The organism is Futiania mangrovi (assembly GCF_024158125.1).
GTDB classification, from domain to species: domain Bacteria; phylum Pseudomonadota; class Alphaproteobacteria; order Futianiales; family Futianiaceae; genus Futiania; species Futiania mangrovi.
In genome coordinates this window covers 735,509-749,853 of record NZ_JAMZFT010000002.1, presented here as the reverse complement: position 1 = coordinate 749,853, position 14,345 = coordinate 735,509, and the positions used below count along the sequence as shown (strand labels likewise).

17 protein-coding genes are annotated in these 14,345 nt (G+C 71.5%); 13 read left to right on the top strand and 4 right to left on the bottom strand.

Annotated features, from left to right (window positions below; all coding sequences use genetic code 11):
- Positions 1–675: a hypothetical protein gene (locus NJQ99_RS10505; RefSeq protein WP_269332782.1), complete on the bottom strand. Its 675-nt coding sequence runs from the start codon at positions 673–675 to the stop codon at positions 1–3.
- Positions 675–2,303: a flagellar basal-body MS-ring/collar protein FliF gene (gene fliF, locus NJQ99_RS10500; RefSeq protein ID WP_269332781.1), complete on the bottom strand. Its 1,629-nt coding sequence runs from the start codon at positions 2,301–2,303 to the stop codon at positions 675–677. Before fliF ends, NJQ99_RS10505 begins: the two co-directional genes overlap by 1 nt.
- Positions 2,304–2,433: 130 nt before the next feature.
- Here fliF and NJQ99_RS10495 point away from each other — a divergent pair, with 130 nt between their 5' ends.
- From NJQ99_RS10495 to NJQ99_RS10450, 10 genes are read left to right on the top strand one after another with little or no spacing between them, the layout of a single operon-like run.
- Positions 2,434–2,967 (top strand): flagellar basal body-associated FliL family protein, encoded by a 534-nt coding sequence (locus tag NJQ99_RS10495; protein WP_269332780.1) that lies wholly within the window; start codon positions 2,434–2,436, stop codon positions 2,965–2,967.
- A gap of 11 nt (positions 2,968–2,978) precedes the next feature.
- Entirely contained in the window at positions 2,979–3,338 is a 360-nt protein-coding gene (locus NJQ99_RS10490; RefSeq protein WP_269332779.1) for a hypothetical protein, read from the top strand.
- Positions 3,335–4,027 (top strand): MotE family protein, encoded by a 693-nt coding sequence (locus NJQ99_RS10485; protein ID WP_269332778.1) that lies wholly within the window; start codon positions 3,335–3,337, stop codon positions 4,025–4,027. The genes NJQ99_RS10490 and NJQ99_RS10485 overlap by 4 nt, the downstream gene beginning before the upstream one ends.
- Before the next feature lie 44 nt (positions 4,028–4,071).
- Positions 4,072–4,950, top strand: coding sequence for a flagellar motor stator protein MotA (motA, locus tag NJQ99_RS10480; protein WP_269332777.1), 879 nt, complete (start codon positions 4,072–4,074; stop codon positions 4,948–4,950).
- Positions 4,947–6,566, top strand: coding sequence for a hypothetical protein (locus NJQ99_RS10475; protein WP_269332776.1), 1,620 nt, complete (start codon positions 4,947–4,949; stop codon positions 6,564–6,566). Before motA ends, NJQ99_RS10475 begins: the two co-directional genes overlap by 4 nt.
- On the top strand, positions 6,563–7,273 hold the full coding sequence (flgF, locus tag NJQ99_RS10470) for a flagellar basal-body rod protein FlgF (protein ID WP_269332775.1): 711 nt from the start codon (positions 6,563–6,565) through the stop codon (positions 7,271–7,273). The genes NJQ99_RS10475 and flgF overlap by 4 nt, the downstream gene beginning before the upstream one ends.
- A 38-nt stretch (positions 7,274–7,311) precedes the next feature.
- Complete coding sequence (flgG, locus tag NJQ99_RS10465) at positions 7,312–8,097, top strand: flagellar basal-body rod protein FlgG (RefSeq protein ID WP_269332774.1); 786 nt, start codon at positions 7,312–7,314, stop codon at positions 8,095–8,097.
- A 5-nt stretch (positions 8,098–8,102) separates the two neighbouring features.
- Positions 8,103–8,552 carry a flagellar basal body P-ring formation chaperone FlgA gene (flgA, locus tag NJQ99_RS10460; RefSeq protein ID WP_269332773.1) on the top strand — a complete coding sequence of 150 codons (450 nt, stop codon included), beginning with the start codon at positions 8,103–8,105 and terminating at the stop codon, positions 8,550–8,552.
- Positions 8,549–9,313 carry a flagellar basal body L-ring protein FlgH gene (flgH, locus tag NJQ99_RS10455; RefSeq protein ID WP_269332772.1) on the top strand — a complete coding sequence of 255 codons (765 nt, stop codon included), beginning with the start codon at positions 8,549–8,551 and terminating at the stop codon, positions 9,311–9,313. The genes flgA and flgH overlap by 4 nt, the downstream gene beginning before the upstream one ends.
- A 14-nt stretch (positions 9,314–9,327) precedes the next feature.
- Complete coding sequence (locus NJQ99_RS10450) at positions 9,328–9,834, top strand: flagellar basal body-associated FliL family protein (protein WP_269332771.1); 507 nt, start codon at positions 9,328–9,330, stop codon at positions 9,832–9,834.
- A gap of 80 nt (positions 9,835–9,914) precedes the next feature.
- On the opposite strand, the gene NJQ99_RS10445 is transcribed toward NJQ99_RS10450, so the two are convergent.
- Positions 9,915–10,658: a flagellar hook assembly protein FlgD gene (locus NJQ99_RS10445; RefSeq protein ID WP_269332770.1), complete on the bottom strand. Its 744-nt coding sequence runs from the start codon at positions 10,656–10,658 to the stop codon at positions 9,915–9,917.
- A 47-nt stretch (positions 10,659–10,705) separates the two neighbouring features.
- The gene (fliK, locus tag NJQ99_RS10440) at positions 10,706–12,049 is read right to left on the bottom strand and encodes a flagellar hook-length control protein FliK (RefSeq protein ID WP_269332769.1); all 1,344 of its coding nucleotides are present in this window, start codon (positions 12,047–12,049) and stop codon (positions 10,706–10,708) included.
- 151 nt (positions 12,050–12,200) lie between these two features.
- Here fliK and NJQ99_RS10435 point away from each other — a divergent pair, with 151 nt between their 5' ends.
- The 3 genes from NJQ99_RS10435 to NJQ99_RS10425 all read left to right on the top strand — a co-directional run bounded on the left by NJQ99_RS10435 (position 12,201) and on the right by NJQ99_RS10425 (position 14,320).
- Complete coding sequence (locus NJQ99_RS10435; protein WP_269332768.1) at positions 12,201–12,482, top strand: flagellar biosynthesis protein FlgJ; 282 nt, start codon at positions 12,201–12,203, stop codon at positions 12,480–12,482.
- Positions 12,479–12,868 (top strand): hypothetical protein, encoded by a 390-nt coding sequence (locus tag NJQ99_RS10430; protein WP_269332767.1) that lies wholly within the window; start codon positions 12,479–12,481, stop codon positions 12,866–12,868. The genes NJQ99_RS10435 and NJQ99_RS10430 overlap by 4 nt, the downstream gene beginning before the upstream one ends.
- Before the next feature lie 264 nt (positions 12,869–13,132).
- The gene (locus NJQ99_RS10425; protein ID WP_269332766.1) at positions 13,133–14,320 is read left to right on the top strand and encodes a flagellin; all 1,188 of its coding nucleotides are present in this window, start codon (positions 13,133–13,135) and stop codon (positions 14,318–14,320) included.
- Positions 14,321–14,345: the final 25 nt, after the last annotated feature.

The following is a 14,345-nucleotide window of genomic DNA, read 5'->3' as shown; positions in this document are numbered from 1 at the left end:
TCAGTGTCCTTCTGGATCCTTGGCCACGCGGGTGAGATGGGCGGTCAGCGCTTCGGCTGCCGCCACGGGATCGAAGACGGCGGCGCCGTCCTGCCAGAGCACGCGCACGGGCGCGTCCCCCGAAACCTCGGTGAAGACCATGTCGGCGGCCTCCGGAGCGCCGGCCAGCGCGGCGCGCAGCGCCTCGACCATGGGCGCGGGCGCCTGCACCTCGAGCCGGGCCGGGCCAAGGCTCGCCATCAGCCCCTTCAGCCCCTCGAGACAGACGTCCTCCGCCGTGGCGCGCGCCGCCGCGGGCACCAATGCGCCGACGAGCGCGCGGACGGCTTCTTCCGCCGTACGCTCGCATGTCAGGCGGGCAGCGCGTGCCGCGGCCAGTTCATGGGAGAGCGCGTCGGCCATCTCGATCGCACGCTGGCGCAGGACCGCCGCCGCCTCTGCAGCGGTGTCCCGGACCCTGGCTTCCGCCGGCGCCGACGCCGACGCCGACACGGACGACTGCGCGGAGAGGGCTGGCGTCCCGCGTGCCGCATGGGCGGGAGCCGGTCGGGCCTCAGGCCGCGGATCGCGGAGCGGCCCGCCATCGGACGGCGCGCGGGCGTCGGCACCGCCCCGTCGCGTCAAGCCCGTGCGGGCCTCGCGCAGCAGGCTCGGCAAGGGAAAGGCTGCGGTCATCAGGCGTGCTCCCGCTCAGGCGTGCCGTTCAGCCATTGCTTCAGCAGGTCGGCGGCGGCGTCGGGATCGCGTGAGACCACATGGGTCAGAAGGCCCGCGGGGGAGGTGTCGGCAGGCGCTTCCAGCCGCGCGGGCTGCCCCGCAGGCCCCGTGAGCGCCGCAGCCGCCATCCCGCCTTGGGGCGCGGCGAGCGCAGCCTGGGGAATGGTCCCGGCGGCCGCCGGCGCGGCGGCCGGTTCGGATGCCGCCCGGCCCGAGGCCATCAGCGGGCGCACGACGAAGAAAAGGAGCGCCAGCGCAACGAGCGCGATCAGGCCCGACTCGACCAGGCGCGGCAGGTTGCGCATCAGCGGGCCAGGCACGTCGAGCGCGGTCACCTCCGTCCCGGTGCCGGGCAGATCGGCAAAGCGCATGGCCTGCACGCTGACCATGTCGCCGCGGTCCGCATCGAAGCCGACAGCGGCCTTCACGAGTTCCGTCAGGCTTGCAAGATCGACCGGCTGCGGCTCGCCCGCCGGCTGCCCTTCGGCGGCGGCCGGGGCCGGTTGCGCCGCATCGACGAGCACCGCGACCGAGATGCGCTCCACCGCGCCCGCGGCCCGGGTCCGCTCGCGGCGCACCTCGGAGACCTCGTAGTTCACGCGCTCGCGCGTTTCGGTGCGGGAGGAGGATTCGCTGCCCGGCGCGGCCTGGACGTCCTCGCCCGGCTGGTTGGTCTTCGCGCCGGCAGGATCGGCGCCGGTCTTGCCCTGCTCGGCGGTTTCCTGGGTGTCGGTGTGGATGGCGACGCGCGATGTGGGATCGATCGTCCGTTCGACCACGGTCTCGGCACCGGGATTGGTCTCCACGGTCACGGTGACGCGCGCCCGATCCTTGCCGACATGGGCTTCGAGAAGGCGGGTGAGTTCGGTCGTGAGGCGTGTCTCACGCGCGCTGGCGGCGGCGGCGCTGACGCCTGCGTCTGCGCCCGCACCCGCGTCGTCGGCACCGGGTGCGAGCAACAGCGTGCCCGCCCCGTCCAGAACGCTGACACGCTTTGGCTCCAGCCCCGGAACGGCCAGCGCCACAAGGTAGCGCACGGCCCGTGCGCGACCGCGGTCGATGACCGCTCCCCCCTCCATCGTCACCGCGACGGAGGCGGACGGCCCCTCTGCGCTGCCTCTAAAAGGGCGGCGGTCACCATGGGCGATGTGGACCCGCGCGGCCTTCACGTCCGGGAAGTCCACGATGGTCCGGGCCAGTTCGCCCTCCTTGGCGCGCCAATAGGCGGCATCGAACATTTCCGAGGTCGTGCCGAAGCCGGACAGGCCGTCGAGGATCTCGTACCCGGCCTGGCCCTGGCGCGGCAGCCCGCGGGCAGCCAGCGTCATGCGCGCCCGGTCGCGGCGGTTGCCGGCGACATAGATGGCGTCGCCGCGCACCTCGTAGGGGATCTGCAGGGCGTCGAGCTCTCCCACCACCTCGCCGGCGCTGGCGCCGTCGAGACCGGCGTAGAGAAGCTCCATGGCAGGCGCGGTCGCACGCGCCGCCATCAGCGCAAGTGCACCGAGCGTTGCAATCACCGCGAAAGCGAGAACGACCTGACCCCTCGCAGGCAAGCCCTTCACCGTCGCAACCAGTCCCGTCATGTAACCCCGCTGTTCTCAGCCTTTGGTGTGTCTTCGACGGGTGCAACTTTTCCGCGATCTCCTTAAGACTTGGTTTACGGTAACCACGTTAGTTCTGCCTTCAACACGTTAAACGTGCAGTGAGGGCAGAATGCCAGCGGAAGCAGACAACACTCCCAGCGACGTCGGCACGGGCGGCGACGGCGCGCCCGCCGAAAATGGCAGGAAAAAGAAGCCGCTCCTTCTCGTGGCCGGCCTCGGCCTTGCCCTTCTGCTTGGCGGGGGGGCGGGGGCGGCGACCTTCCTGGGGCTGGTCGATTTGCCGTTCCTCGGCGGCGGCAAGACCGAAACGCACGCCGCATCCGGAATGCCGCAGGCGGTCGAGACGCGCTTCCTGCCTCTTCCCCAGATGGTTGTGCCGGTCGGCACCGGTGCTGCGCGCCAGCGCCACCTGCTCGCCACCCTGACGATCGAGACGACGGCAGACGCCGAGCCGCGGGTCAAGCACCTGGAGCCGCGCGTAATCGACGTCCTCAACACCTACCTGCGCGCGGTCGACCCCTCGGAGATCGAGGACCCCGCCGCGATGCTGCGCCTGCGGGCGCAGATGCTGCGCCGGGTGCACCTGGTCGCGGGCGCCGAGGGCGTCCAGGACCTTCTCATCTCCGAATTCATCGTCAATTGAGGGGCAGCTCGATGCTGGATCTCGACCTCGGGTTCATTGCCAATCTCTCGCTCGCCGGCGCGGGCATCGCGCTCGCGGCCTATTGCGCCGTGCTGAGCCGCCGCCTGAAGCGCCTGACGGAAGCGGGAGACGGGCTTGTCGCCACGCTCGCCGAAATGGACGGACGCATCGCCGCGCTGCGCGCCGGAATCGCGGAAACCCGCGCCGCCAGCGCCCGCACCATCGAGGAACTGGACGAGATGATCGGCGAGGGAGCGGCGCTTGCCGAGCATCTGAGCGAACTGATCGAGGCCGCCGACGCCCCGCCCGCCGGGCACGGGCCGCACGGCTCCACACCTTACCGGCCCTCGGCACGGCGGGCCGCGGCATGAGCGCGGCACCCCCTTCCCCCCGCCGCGGACGGACCGGCCCCGGACCGCTGACCGTGATCGCCGCCTGCCTGGCCGTCGGGGTGGCAGCCAAGACCGCTGGCCTCGTGAGCATGGGCATCGCCTTCGTCCCGGCCGCGCAGGCCGAATCCGGCACCGCGCCGGTAAAGGCGGCGGAAGCGCCCGCGGCTGCCCCGCAAGCCGCCTCGGCGTCCCCGTCCGGAACCGGGCACGCCTCGGCCGGCGCGACCGCCCCCGCGGCGCTGCTCGCGGCGCTGCAGACCCGCGCTTCCGACCTCGACGCCCGGGAGGCCGCGCTGGACCGCCGCGAGGCCGCCGTCGCCGCGGCCGAAGGGCGCATCGAGGCCCGGCTGGAGGACTTGCGCGCCGCTGCCGCCGAACTTGAGGCCCGTCTCGGCGCCGCCGACGACATGGCGCGCCAGGACATGGCGCACCTGGTCGGTATCTACGAGACGATGAAACCCAAGGAAGCCGCCAAGATCTTCGACGAGATGCCGGAGGACATCGCCGCGGGCTTCCTGCGCCGGCTGCGGGTCGATGCGGCGTCCTTCATCCTCGCGAACATGGGCCCCAAGAAGGCCTATGCCGTGACCGTCCTGCTCGCGGGGAACACCGCGGACCTGCAGGCCGGCGGCGGCACCCCCGCTGCAAACGGCAGCGCGACGCAATGACCCGCGCGCACGACGGCAACTTCCTGACGGAGGCGTAGGCACCCATGGGCGGCCTGATCGGTATCGGTCTGATCCTCGGAATGGTGTTCGGCGGCTACACGCTCGCCGGCGGCAAGATGGCGATCATCCTGCATTCGCTCCCCTTCGAGATGATGATGATCGGCGGCGCGGCCACCGGCGCGTTCGTCGTGTCCAACGACTTCGGCACGATCAAGCACACGCTCCACGACATCGTGAAGGCGTTCAAGGGCGCGCACTGGAAGCACTCCGACTATGTGGACGTGCTGTGCCTGCTTCTGTCGCTCCTGAAGGTGGCCCGGACGGACCCGATGGCGCTGGAGGCGCATATCGAGCAGCCGCAGGACTCCGACCTCTTCAAGAGATATCCGCGCATCCTGGCCGACGAGATGGCGGTCGACCTGATCACCGACACGCTGCGCGCCGCGACCATGAACTACGACGACCCGCACCAGGTCGACGACAGCCTGTCGGGCGAGCTGGACAAGCGCCTCGTCGAGGCGCAGCACAGCGCGCATGCCCTGCAGAACATGGCCGACGCGCTGCCGGCGCTGGGCATCGTCGCCGCCGTGCTGGGCGTCATCAAGACCATGTCCTCGATCGACCAGCCGCCGGAGGTGCTGGGCCAGATGATCGGCGGCGCGCTGGTCGGCACCTTCCTCGGTGTCTTCCTCGCCTATGGCTTCGTGGGTCCGCTGGCCGCGCGCATCAAGGGCATCAACGAGGAGGACCACCGCTTCTACACGCTGATCAGCGACGTGCTGGTCGCGCATCTGCACAAGCATGCGCCGCAGTCCTGCGTCGAGGTCGGCCGCCGCAACATTCCGCGCAAGCTGCGCCCGACCTTCAACGAGCTGGAAGCCGCGCTCAAGGGCAAACCGATGAACGCCGGGGCCGCCGCATGACGTACCGGGCGCCCAGAGCCCTCGCCGCGGCGGCAGCACTGGCGGCGGCACTGGCTGCCGGGCCGGCGTATGCGGCGGACGGTGCGGGCGGTGCACCTGCCACCGTGCCGAAGCCTGCGCCCAAGCCGGCGGAGTCCTCAGCCGCCGATATCGCCCGCCAGGCGCTGATCGAGCGGCTGAAGGGTGCCGCCGCCGCGGGGATCGTCGCCTTCCCCGCCCTGCCCGCCGCAGACACCGGCGAGAGCGCGAACGATACCGCGCCCGCGCGCACCCCCTTCACGGATCCTTCGGGCCCCCATCCTTCGGCAATCGACGAGAGCGCGGCAGCCGCGGCCATGCCCGGCGCGGACCCCGACCCCGCACCCGAGGCTCGGCCCGACCGGCCCGCCTGCCGCGAGGACGCGGCGATCGCCGCCGCGCTGACCGCGCCGGGTGGCACCCTGCCCCCGCTCGCGGGGGAGTTCGACCGGATCGACCCTGCCGCCGTGGACGCCCATGTCCGCGCCGCGCTGGCCTGGGGTCTGGGGGCGGAGGCGCTGTTCCTGCTGCGCGCCTTCCCGGAGGCGCAACCGGCCGAGGCCGCGCTCTACCGCGACCTGGGCGCGATCCTCGACCACAGGCCCGCCGCCGCAAGCGCTCTCGTCCGAGCCAGCGGATGCACCGGACTCCACGCGCTGATGCAGGCGGCGGCCCATGCCGGGGCGGGCGAAGCCGCCTCCAGCGCCGCCGCGGCGATGCGCGCAGGCGACGCAGCTGCGCGCCTGTCTCCCGTGCTGCGTGCCGAACTCGGTCCACAGGTCGTCGTCGCCGCTCTCGACGCGGGCGACACGGCGCTGGGCCAGACCCTTGCCGCCGTGCTTCTGGACGGCCTGCCCGCGGGCAGCGGGTGGATGCGGCTTGCCCGCGCCCGCCTGGACGCCGCCGCAGGACAGACCGGCACGGCCCGCGACGACCTTCTCGGCCTGGCGGAGTCGCAACATCCTGCCGCCGTTCCCGCTGCGCTTGCCGCTGCACGCCTGACCCCGGCCGGCGACCCCGCGGAGGTGCGTCTGCAGGACGCGCTCGACCGCGTGGTCCACCTGATGCGGCACCGCCCGGAAGGGCGCGAGGCCGCCGAATTGCGTGCACGCCGCCTGATCGACGCGGGCACACCGGTCGCGGCGCTCGATCTCCTGTCGCGCGCGCCCGCCGGCGCCGGGACAGACGCGCTGCGGCTTGCGGCGCTGGACGCCATCGCGGCAGGCGAGAGCCTGCCGGCCGCGGAGCGCGCGGTGCTGCTCTACACCCATCTCGCGGCCTTGCCGGACGCAACGCCCGGCATTGCCGACACGCTGACCCACGCAGCCTGGCTTTTCGCCGGGCTCGCCCAACCCGCCATTGCCGCCGGCCTCGACGCGCGGCGCGCCCGCATCGCGGGCGATGCGCCCGTGCTGACGGCGGAGGAAGCATCCTCCACCGCCGGCGCCGATGCCGCGCAGATCGGCAGCCTGATCGACATGCGAACGCAGACCGCCGCCGAAGCGGTGACGGGCGATGGCCTTCCCGGCCTCGTCCGCACGGCGCTGGCACGAGCGCGGGCGACCGAATCCGCCATACGGGAGGTGCAACGGCCATGACCGATGCGATCAATGTCGGCCTCAGCATCCAGCGGGCCCTGTCGCGCGCGCTCGACGTGACGGCGAACAACATTGCCAACATGTCGACCGCGGGCTTCCGGCGCGAGCGGCTGGCCTTCGGCGAGACGTTCGAACGGCTGGCGACCCCGGGCCAGGGGCTTTCCTACGCGGATGCGCCGTCGAGCTACACCGACATGAACCAGGGCGCGCTGAAGGGCACGGGCGCCCCCCTGGACGTCGCCATCGAGGGCGAGGGCTTCCTGCGCGTGATGACGCCCGAAGGCGAGCGGTTGACCCGCGACGGCCGGCTCGCGCTCAGCCCGGAGGGCATCCTTAAGACCGTGACCGGGCACGACGTCCTCGACGCGGGCGGCGCGCCCATTGCGCTGCCGCCGGGCGGCGTGCCCTCCATCGCGGGCGACGGCACCATCTCCATCGGCGGCCGTGCCGTCGGTCAGCTCGGCCTCGCCATGGCCGCGGGCGGCCTCGCGCGCGAGGCGGACGGCCTCTTTCGTCCGCTCGGTGCGGTCGAGGCCGCAGCCGAGGCGCGCGTCGCGCAAGGCATGATCGAAGGGTCGAACGTCGATGCCATCTCCGAGATCACCCGGCTGATCGAGATCCAGCGCGGATACGAGCGCATCTCGAAGCTGATGCAGTCCGAACACGACCGGGAGAAGGGCGCCATCGACCGCCTGACCCGGACCTGAGCCAAGACACCATCACGGCGTAAAAGGAGGAGAACCCCATGCGCGCCCTGCAGATCGCAGCCACCGGAATGGCCGCCCAGCAAAAGCGGGTCGAGGTCATCTCCAACAACATGGCGAACATGAACACCACCGCCTATTCGACGCGGCGGGCGGAGTTCGCCGACCTGCACTACCAGCAGGTCCGCCAGACCGGCGCGCCCACCGGCGCGACCGGAACGGTCGCCCCCGCGGGCGTACAGATCGGTCTCGGCGTGCGGGCCGCGGCCGTCTCCATGGACATCGCGCAAGGGGCGCTGCGCCAGACCGGCGGCGACCTCGACATGGCGATCGAGGGGCGCGGCTGGTTCGAGATCGAGCTGCCTTCCGGCGACAGCGCCTTCACCCGCGACGGCTCCTTCAAGCAGACCGCCGAGGGGCTGATCGTGACCTCGGAAGGCTACCCGCTGGTGCCGCAGGTGACGATCCCGCAGGACGCACGCTCCGTCTCGATCAATGCCGACGGCGAGGTGCACGCCTATTTCACGGGCATCGCCGACGCACAGCTGATCGGCCGCATCACCCTCGCCCAGTTCACCAACGAGAAGGGGCTGGAAGCCATCGGCGCCAATCTCTTCACCCCGACCGAAGCCTCGGGCGATGCGATCGTGGGCGATCCGGGCATCGACGGGCGCGGCCGCCTGCGCCAGGGCTACCTGGAGCAGTCCTCGGTCGACGCGGTCGCCCAGATCACCGACCTGATCGAGGCGCAGCGCGGCTACGAGCTCAACTCCAAGGTCATTTCCGCCGCCGACCAGATGATGGCATCGGCGAGCCAGATCCGGTGAGACCCATGACGATCCGTACCCTTCTTCCGTCCATGACCCTGCTTGCAGGCCTCGCCATGCTGCCGCTGACGGCGCTGCCGGCGCACGCCGCCGCCACACAGGCGGCACCCGCCGGCCCCGTCGCCACCCGCGTGCTTGCCGCAGGCGAGGTGCTGACCCCCGCCGACGTCGCCGGCCCGGACGCGCTGGTCGACCGGCTCGTCGGGCTGGAGGTGAAACGCACCATCTACGCCGGCCAGCCGGTGCATCCCGCAGACCTCGGCCCGCCGACGCTGGTCGAGCGCAACGCCATCGTCGAGGTGCGCTACATCGCCGGCGCCCTGCAGATCCGGACCGAGGGCCGCGCCCTCGATTCCGGCGGCGCGGGCGATCTCGTCCGCGTCATGAACCTGTCCTCGCGCGCGACCGTCACGGCGCGCGTCGTCGGCCCTTCCAGCCTCGAGGTGACCCCATGAAGCGCGCCCTTCTCCTGACCCTCGGCATGCTGACGCTGTCGGCCTGCGCGGACCGGTTCGACCACCTCGGCAAGCCGCCCTCCATGACGCCGCCGGGTGCGCCGCGCATCGCGGTCCCTGCGCCGCAGCCTGCCGTCCTGCCGCAGCAGCAGGCCCAGGCGGTCTATCCCGAACGCGCCATCGCACGGTCCCAGCCGACCGCGGGCTCGCTGTGGCGGACGGCCACCTCGGACTCGCTCTTCTCCGATCATCGCGCGCGGCGCGTCGGCGACATGCTGACCGTCGTGATCGAGATCGACGACGAGGCGAAGATCCGCAACCGGACGACGCGCGCGCGCTCGGGGTCGGAATCGGTCAGCGTCCCGAACCTGCTCGGCATCGAGACGCTGGCGCCCAAGGTGCTGCCGGGCGGCGCAGGCCTCACGCCCGCCGTCGACCTCGGCGCCGACAGCGCGTCCTCCGGCGACGGCGCCGTCACCCGCAACGAGGAGATCACCCTGCGCATCGCCGCAACCGTCACCGACGTGCTGCCGAACGGAAACCTCATCATCCAGGGCAGCCAGGAGGTGCGCGTGAACTACGAGTTGCGCGACCTGCAGATCGCCGGGATCGTGCGGCCTTCCGACATCTCCCGGAAGAACACGATCACCTACGACCGCATCGCGGAGGCGCGGATCGCCTATGGCGGGCGCGGCCAGATCGACGACCTGCAGCAGCCGCGCTACGGCCAGCAGGTGCTCGACATGATCCTGCCGTTCTGAGGGCTGACGCACGCATGAAGAGCATCCTGTTGATTGCCGGTCTGAGTGTTGCGGGCGCGCTTGGCGGCGCGGTGGCGGGGCAGATGCTGCGTCCGCCGCCGGCTTCCCCGGCGGGCGACCACGCAGCCGCCCCGGACAGCCACGCCCTGCCCGCCGCCGCGGCGCCCGCTCTGCCCGCCGCCGCCCCGGCGGAACCCGCAGGCGAGTTCGTCAAGCTCAGCCGTCAGTTCATCGTGCCGCTTGCCCGCGGCGGCTATGTCCGCGGACACGTGATCGCGGAGATCCACCTGGAGGTCACGCCCGGCAGCAGCGAGCGGGTGTTCGCCATGGAGCCGAAGCTGCGCGACGCCTTTCTCAGCCGACTGCACGGGCTCGCCGCCGAAGGCGCATTCGACGGGGATCTGGCCCGCAACGGCGCGCTGGGCCAGATGCGCGAAGGCTTGACACAGGACGCGCAGACGCTTCTGGGGGGCGATGTTCGCCGGGTTCTGGTTGCAGACCTGATGCGCCAGGACTTCTGAACGCCGCACCCGAATTCAGGAAACCGGAAAGGGGCCTCTCCGGGCCCCTTTTTTCTCGTCCCGCGGCAAGCCGCCAGGGATCAGGAGAGCGAGAGGATATCGCCCAGCGCGACTTCCGCACCCGTGTCGAGGCGCAGGCGCGGCTCCCCGCCCTCCAGCGACACCGACGAAACGCGCGAGACGGTGCGGGTCGCGACCGTCTCCACCTCGCCCTCGGGCCGGGCCGCGCGCACCACGATCTCGTAGATGCCGGGCTCGGCAGGCTGCCCGCCGATGAGACCGTCCCACTCGGCTGTCTGGGTGCCGGCGGTCGCGGGCACCGCGAAGGTCGCGACTGTCGCGCCCTTGGCGTCGCGCACCTCCGCCGCCGCCGCGACCGCGGTCGCGCCCGGGTCGTAGGTCACCGCGACCGGCGTCTCGCCGTCGAACGCGACCTTGCCGCCCGCAACCTCGACGGAACGGTCGAGATAGCTGGCTGCGCGGTCGAGCGCGTTGCCCGACAGCGACTGGACGAGCTGGTCGAGGCGCGTGTTCGTGCCGATCTGCTGCTCGACGGCGGCGAAGCTCGCAAGCTGTGCCACGAATTCCGTCGATTCGAGCGGCTGCAGCGGGTCCTGGTTGCGCAATTGCGTTGTCAGCAGCTTGAGAAAGCTCTCGAAGTCGGCGGCGGCCCTGGCCGCGCGCGAGGTCGCGTCGGCGGCCTTCGCCTCCTCCTCCGCCTTCGCCATCTCGGGCGTGGCGGACGCCTTGGCGGCCACGCCGGTCTTGCTCGTGGCCGCGGGCCTGGCGGTGGCGGCCGGGTCGATGCTGGTGCCGAAGGCCATCGATGGGGTCTCCTTCTGGAGCGTTCGGGCCGGAATGCCGGTGAAGATCAGAGCCTCAGGTCGACGCGGCCGTCCGCGCCGGTGCCGGACCACAGGCCGCTGGCCATGCCGGCGAGAAGCGGGACGATGCCGCGCGTGTCGGGCGCGGTCACATCCGCCTCGCCCCCTCGCGCGGCGAGCAGCGCATCCGCCCCCTCGTCACGGCCGCGCTGGCCGAAGCTGAGGTCGGCATTGCCGAGGTCGATCCCCGCTTCGGACATGAGCTTTTCGAGATCCGCAGAATGGCGGCGCAGCAGGTCGAGCGTCTCGGGCCGCTCGGCCAGCACGACGATGCGCGGCCGTTCGGTGCCAAGCTCCATGCGCACCTCGACATGACCAAGCTCGGGCGGGTCCATCTCGACCGTCACGCGGCCCTGCGCGCCAAGCGATACCGCCGCGGCGGCGATCGGCTGCAGCATGGGCGCGCTTGCCGGCATCGCGGCAGGCACGGGTGCAGCGGGCGGCGGGGCCGCATGGCTGGAAGACGGACCGGTCGCGGCTATCGTGGCGCTTGCATCGCCACCGGCGGGCGCGACGGGGCCTGCATCGCCCATCGCCTGGGCGGGCCCCGCGGCGGCGGCGGGCGTCTTCACACCGGCCTCGACGGCGCGCACCTCTCCCGGCGCCGCGGCATCCGGGGCGGTCGCCGGCGCCGTGGCGGCCGTGCCGGTCCGGACCGCGCTTTCGGCGAGGTTTGCCATCTCCGCGTCGGCAGGCAGGCCGGCTGCATCGGTGGCGGGCACCAGCGCCGCAGAAGCAGCGGCCAGGGGGTGCAGCGCCGACGCTGGTGGCATGTCTGCGGATGCCGCACCGGCGGCGTTTTCCGCGCCCTCCGCCGCACCGGCATCGGGGTCGCGCAAGGGCTCGTCAGCGAGATCCGTGTCTGCCGCCTGCGCCGTGACTGCGGATGCCGCCTGCTCCGTCGCGGGATCGGCGTCAGCGGCCGGCTCCGTATCGAGGGTCACGGTCTCCACGGCGGCATCCGTCGCCGCGTCGGGCATGGGCACCGGCACGGCTGCGGCCGCCGGGGCCGCGCCCTCGGCGGGCAATGCATTTGCGGGCGCCGGGTCCGTAGCCTGAAGGCCATGGTCCTGCACCTCGCCGGAACCGGCAGCGCAGACGCACGCCTCCCCGGCGGCACCGCGGCCCTCCCGCGAAGCGCCGGATGCCTGCTCAACCGCCTGCGCCTTCGCCGCCTCCCGGGGTTCGTTCTGCGTGTCGTGTTCGCGCGCGCGGGTGAATTCCCGTCCGAAGTCGCTGCCGCGTCCGGGGACGGCGGCAGGCTCGGCACGGGGCCGCTCCTTGTGGTTCTGGGACGGCGGCAAGGCGCCAAGCGAGGGCAGGCTCGTCACGGGCTTCTCCCGGAAAGGTCTCGTTCTCGGCCCCCATCGATACACGCATTAGGTAAATGGATCGGTAATGCGCCTTTAACGTGTATCGCAGACACTTGGCCCCGAACTTGCCTGACCATGGGCAGATCGTCTGGCAGACCGGGAGAACCCGATGACCGTGACCGCACCGCTTCAAGGCACACCCGTGCCGCAGCCCAATCCGCGCCGCGTCCAGATCCGCGAGGTGGCGGAACGGATGGAAGTGCAGTTCCTCGCCGAGATGCTGCGGCATGCCAAGCTCACGCCGGGCCAGGGCGGCGCAGACGCAGGCCGCCCGACCGAGATGGACAGCTTCCTGACCGAAGCCTATGCCGAACGGCTGGTGCAACGCGGCGGCATCGGGCTGTCCGAACAGATCGCGCGCGCACTCATGGCGCGGGAGGGCGGCGAATGAGTGCGTCCTCCACCCTGATCGCGCGGATCGAGGCGCTGATTCACGCACTCGACGCCGAAACCGCCGCGGTGACCGACGGGCGTCTCGACGGGCTCGCCGAAAGCAGCCGCCGGAAGCAGGAACTGGCCACGGCGCTCGACGCAGCCGCCCATGCGGTGTCGCAGACGGAGACGCCCGATCCCGACCTCATGGCCCGCCTGCAGGCACAGCTCGAACGCGCCATCGCGCGCAATTCAGCCGCGCTCGACGCTGCCCGCACCGGCCTGGCCCGCGCCCGCGCGCAGGTGGACGCCGCGCTGAACAGCGTCGCCAGCCTCGGCGCATACGGGCCGGACGGCAGCAGCGTCTCTCAGGTGTCCTCGAACCGCGCCACCCGGCGCGCCTGAGCGGCCGGCACAAGGCGCCACAATCTCCGGTTGGTGTTCACTGAAAATTAGCGCTCGGTCTGCACTCTATGCGTGCAGTTGCGGGGGACGGGTCCAGCGGCCCGCCTGAAACGGCCTCCACGAACGGAGGTCTCCTCCGCAAGCGTCCAGAAGGTACGCCGCACCAGCCCGCCCCGTTCCGCGTTCGGCTGAACGCCCGGGGCGACCGCTCAAACGACAGCGGCATCGAACGTGCCGTCACCGACTGAAAAGGACGCGAAATCCATGTCGAGCATTCTCACGAACAACGGCGCGATGGTGGCTCTTCAGACGATGAAGAACATCAACGCCAACCTCAGCAAGGTCTCCGACCAGATCTCCACCGGCAAGAAGGTGGGCAGCGCGCGGGACAATTCCGCGATCTGGGCCATCTCCACGACGATGGACAGCGACGTGACGGGCTTCCGTGCGATTTCCGAGCAGCTTTCGCTCGGCAACTCGACCGTGGCCGTCGCCCGCAACGGTGCGGAGACGATCACCTCGCTGCTCAACGAGATGAAGGAAAAGATCGTCTCGGCCCAGAGCAGCTCCGTCGACCGCTCCAAGCTGCAGACGGACATCGAGGTGCTGCGCGACCAGATCACCTCGGTCGTCAACGCCGCGCAGTTCAACGGCACCAACCTGCTGAAGGACGGCGGCTCGATCGACGTTCTGGCCTCGCTCGACCGCGCGGCCGACGGCACGGTGTCGGCCTCGAACATCAATGTCGCCCGCCAGAACCTGGAGACGACGGAGATGGTCTACGGCTCGTCGGGTGCGCTGAGCGTCACGACGGCGTCGGCCGCCAGCATCGCTGACGGCGCGAGCGAGACTGTGACCTTCACCGGTGGCGAGATCGTCGAAGGCGACAGCTTCCAGGTGTCGGTCGGCGGCGTCGACTACCAGTACGTCGCCCGCGACGGCGACACGCTGAACGAGGTGGGTGCGGCGCTCACGGCGAAGATCAACGACGCCGGCATCGACGGCGTCACGGTCACCCTGGCGCGGGCTGCCGATCCGACCACGGACGACGTGGTGCTGACGGTGGCCAACGACAGCGGCGCGGCCGTCGCGCTCGCCGGTTCGGACGAGTCCGGCGGCACGGCCGGGGGTGGGCTGGAAGCGCTCTCCTCCATCGACGTGACGTCGGATGCCGGTGCGACCCAGGCCCTCACCGACATCGAGAGCCTGATCCAGACGGCCATCGACGCCTCCGCGGCGTTCGGTGCCAGCCAGAAGCGCCTGGACATCCAGAGCGACTTCGTCGGCAAGCTGATGGACTCGCTGAAGTCCGGCATCGGCTCCCTGGTGGACGCGGACATGGAGGAGGCCTCGGCCCGCCTCCAGGCCCTGCAGGTCCAGCAGCAGCTGGGCATCCAGGCGCTGTCGATCGCCAACCAGGCACCGCAGAACATCCTCGCGCTGTTCCGCTGAGGCCAGGAGGCGGCGGTCCGGTTTT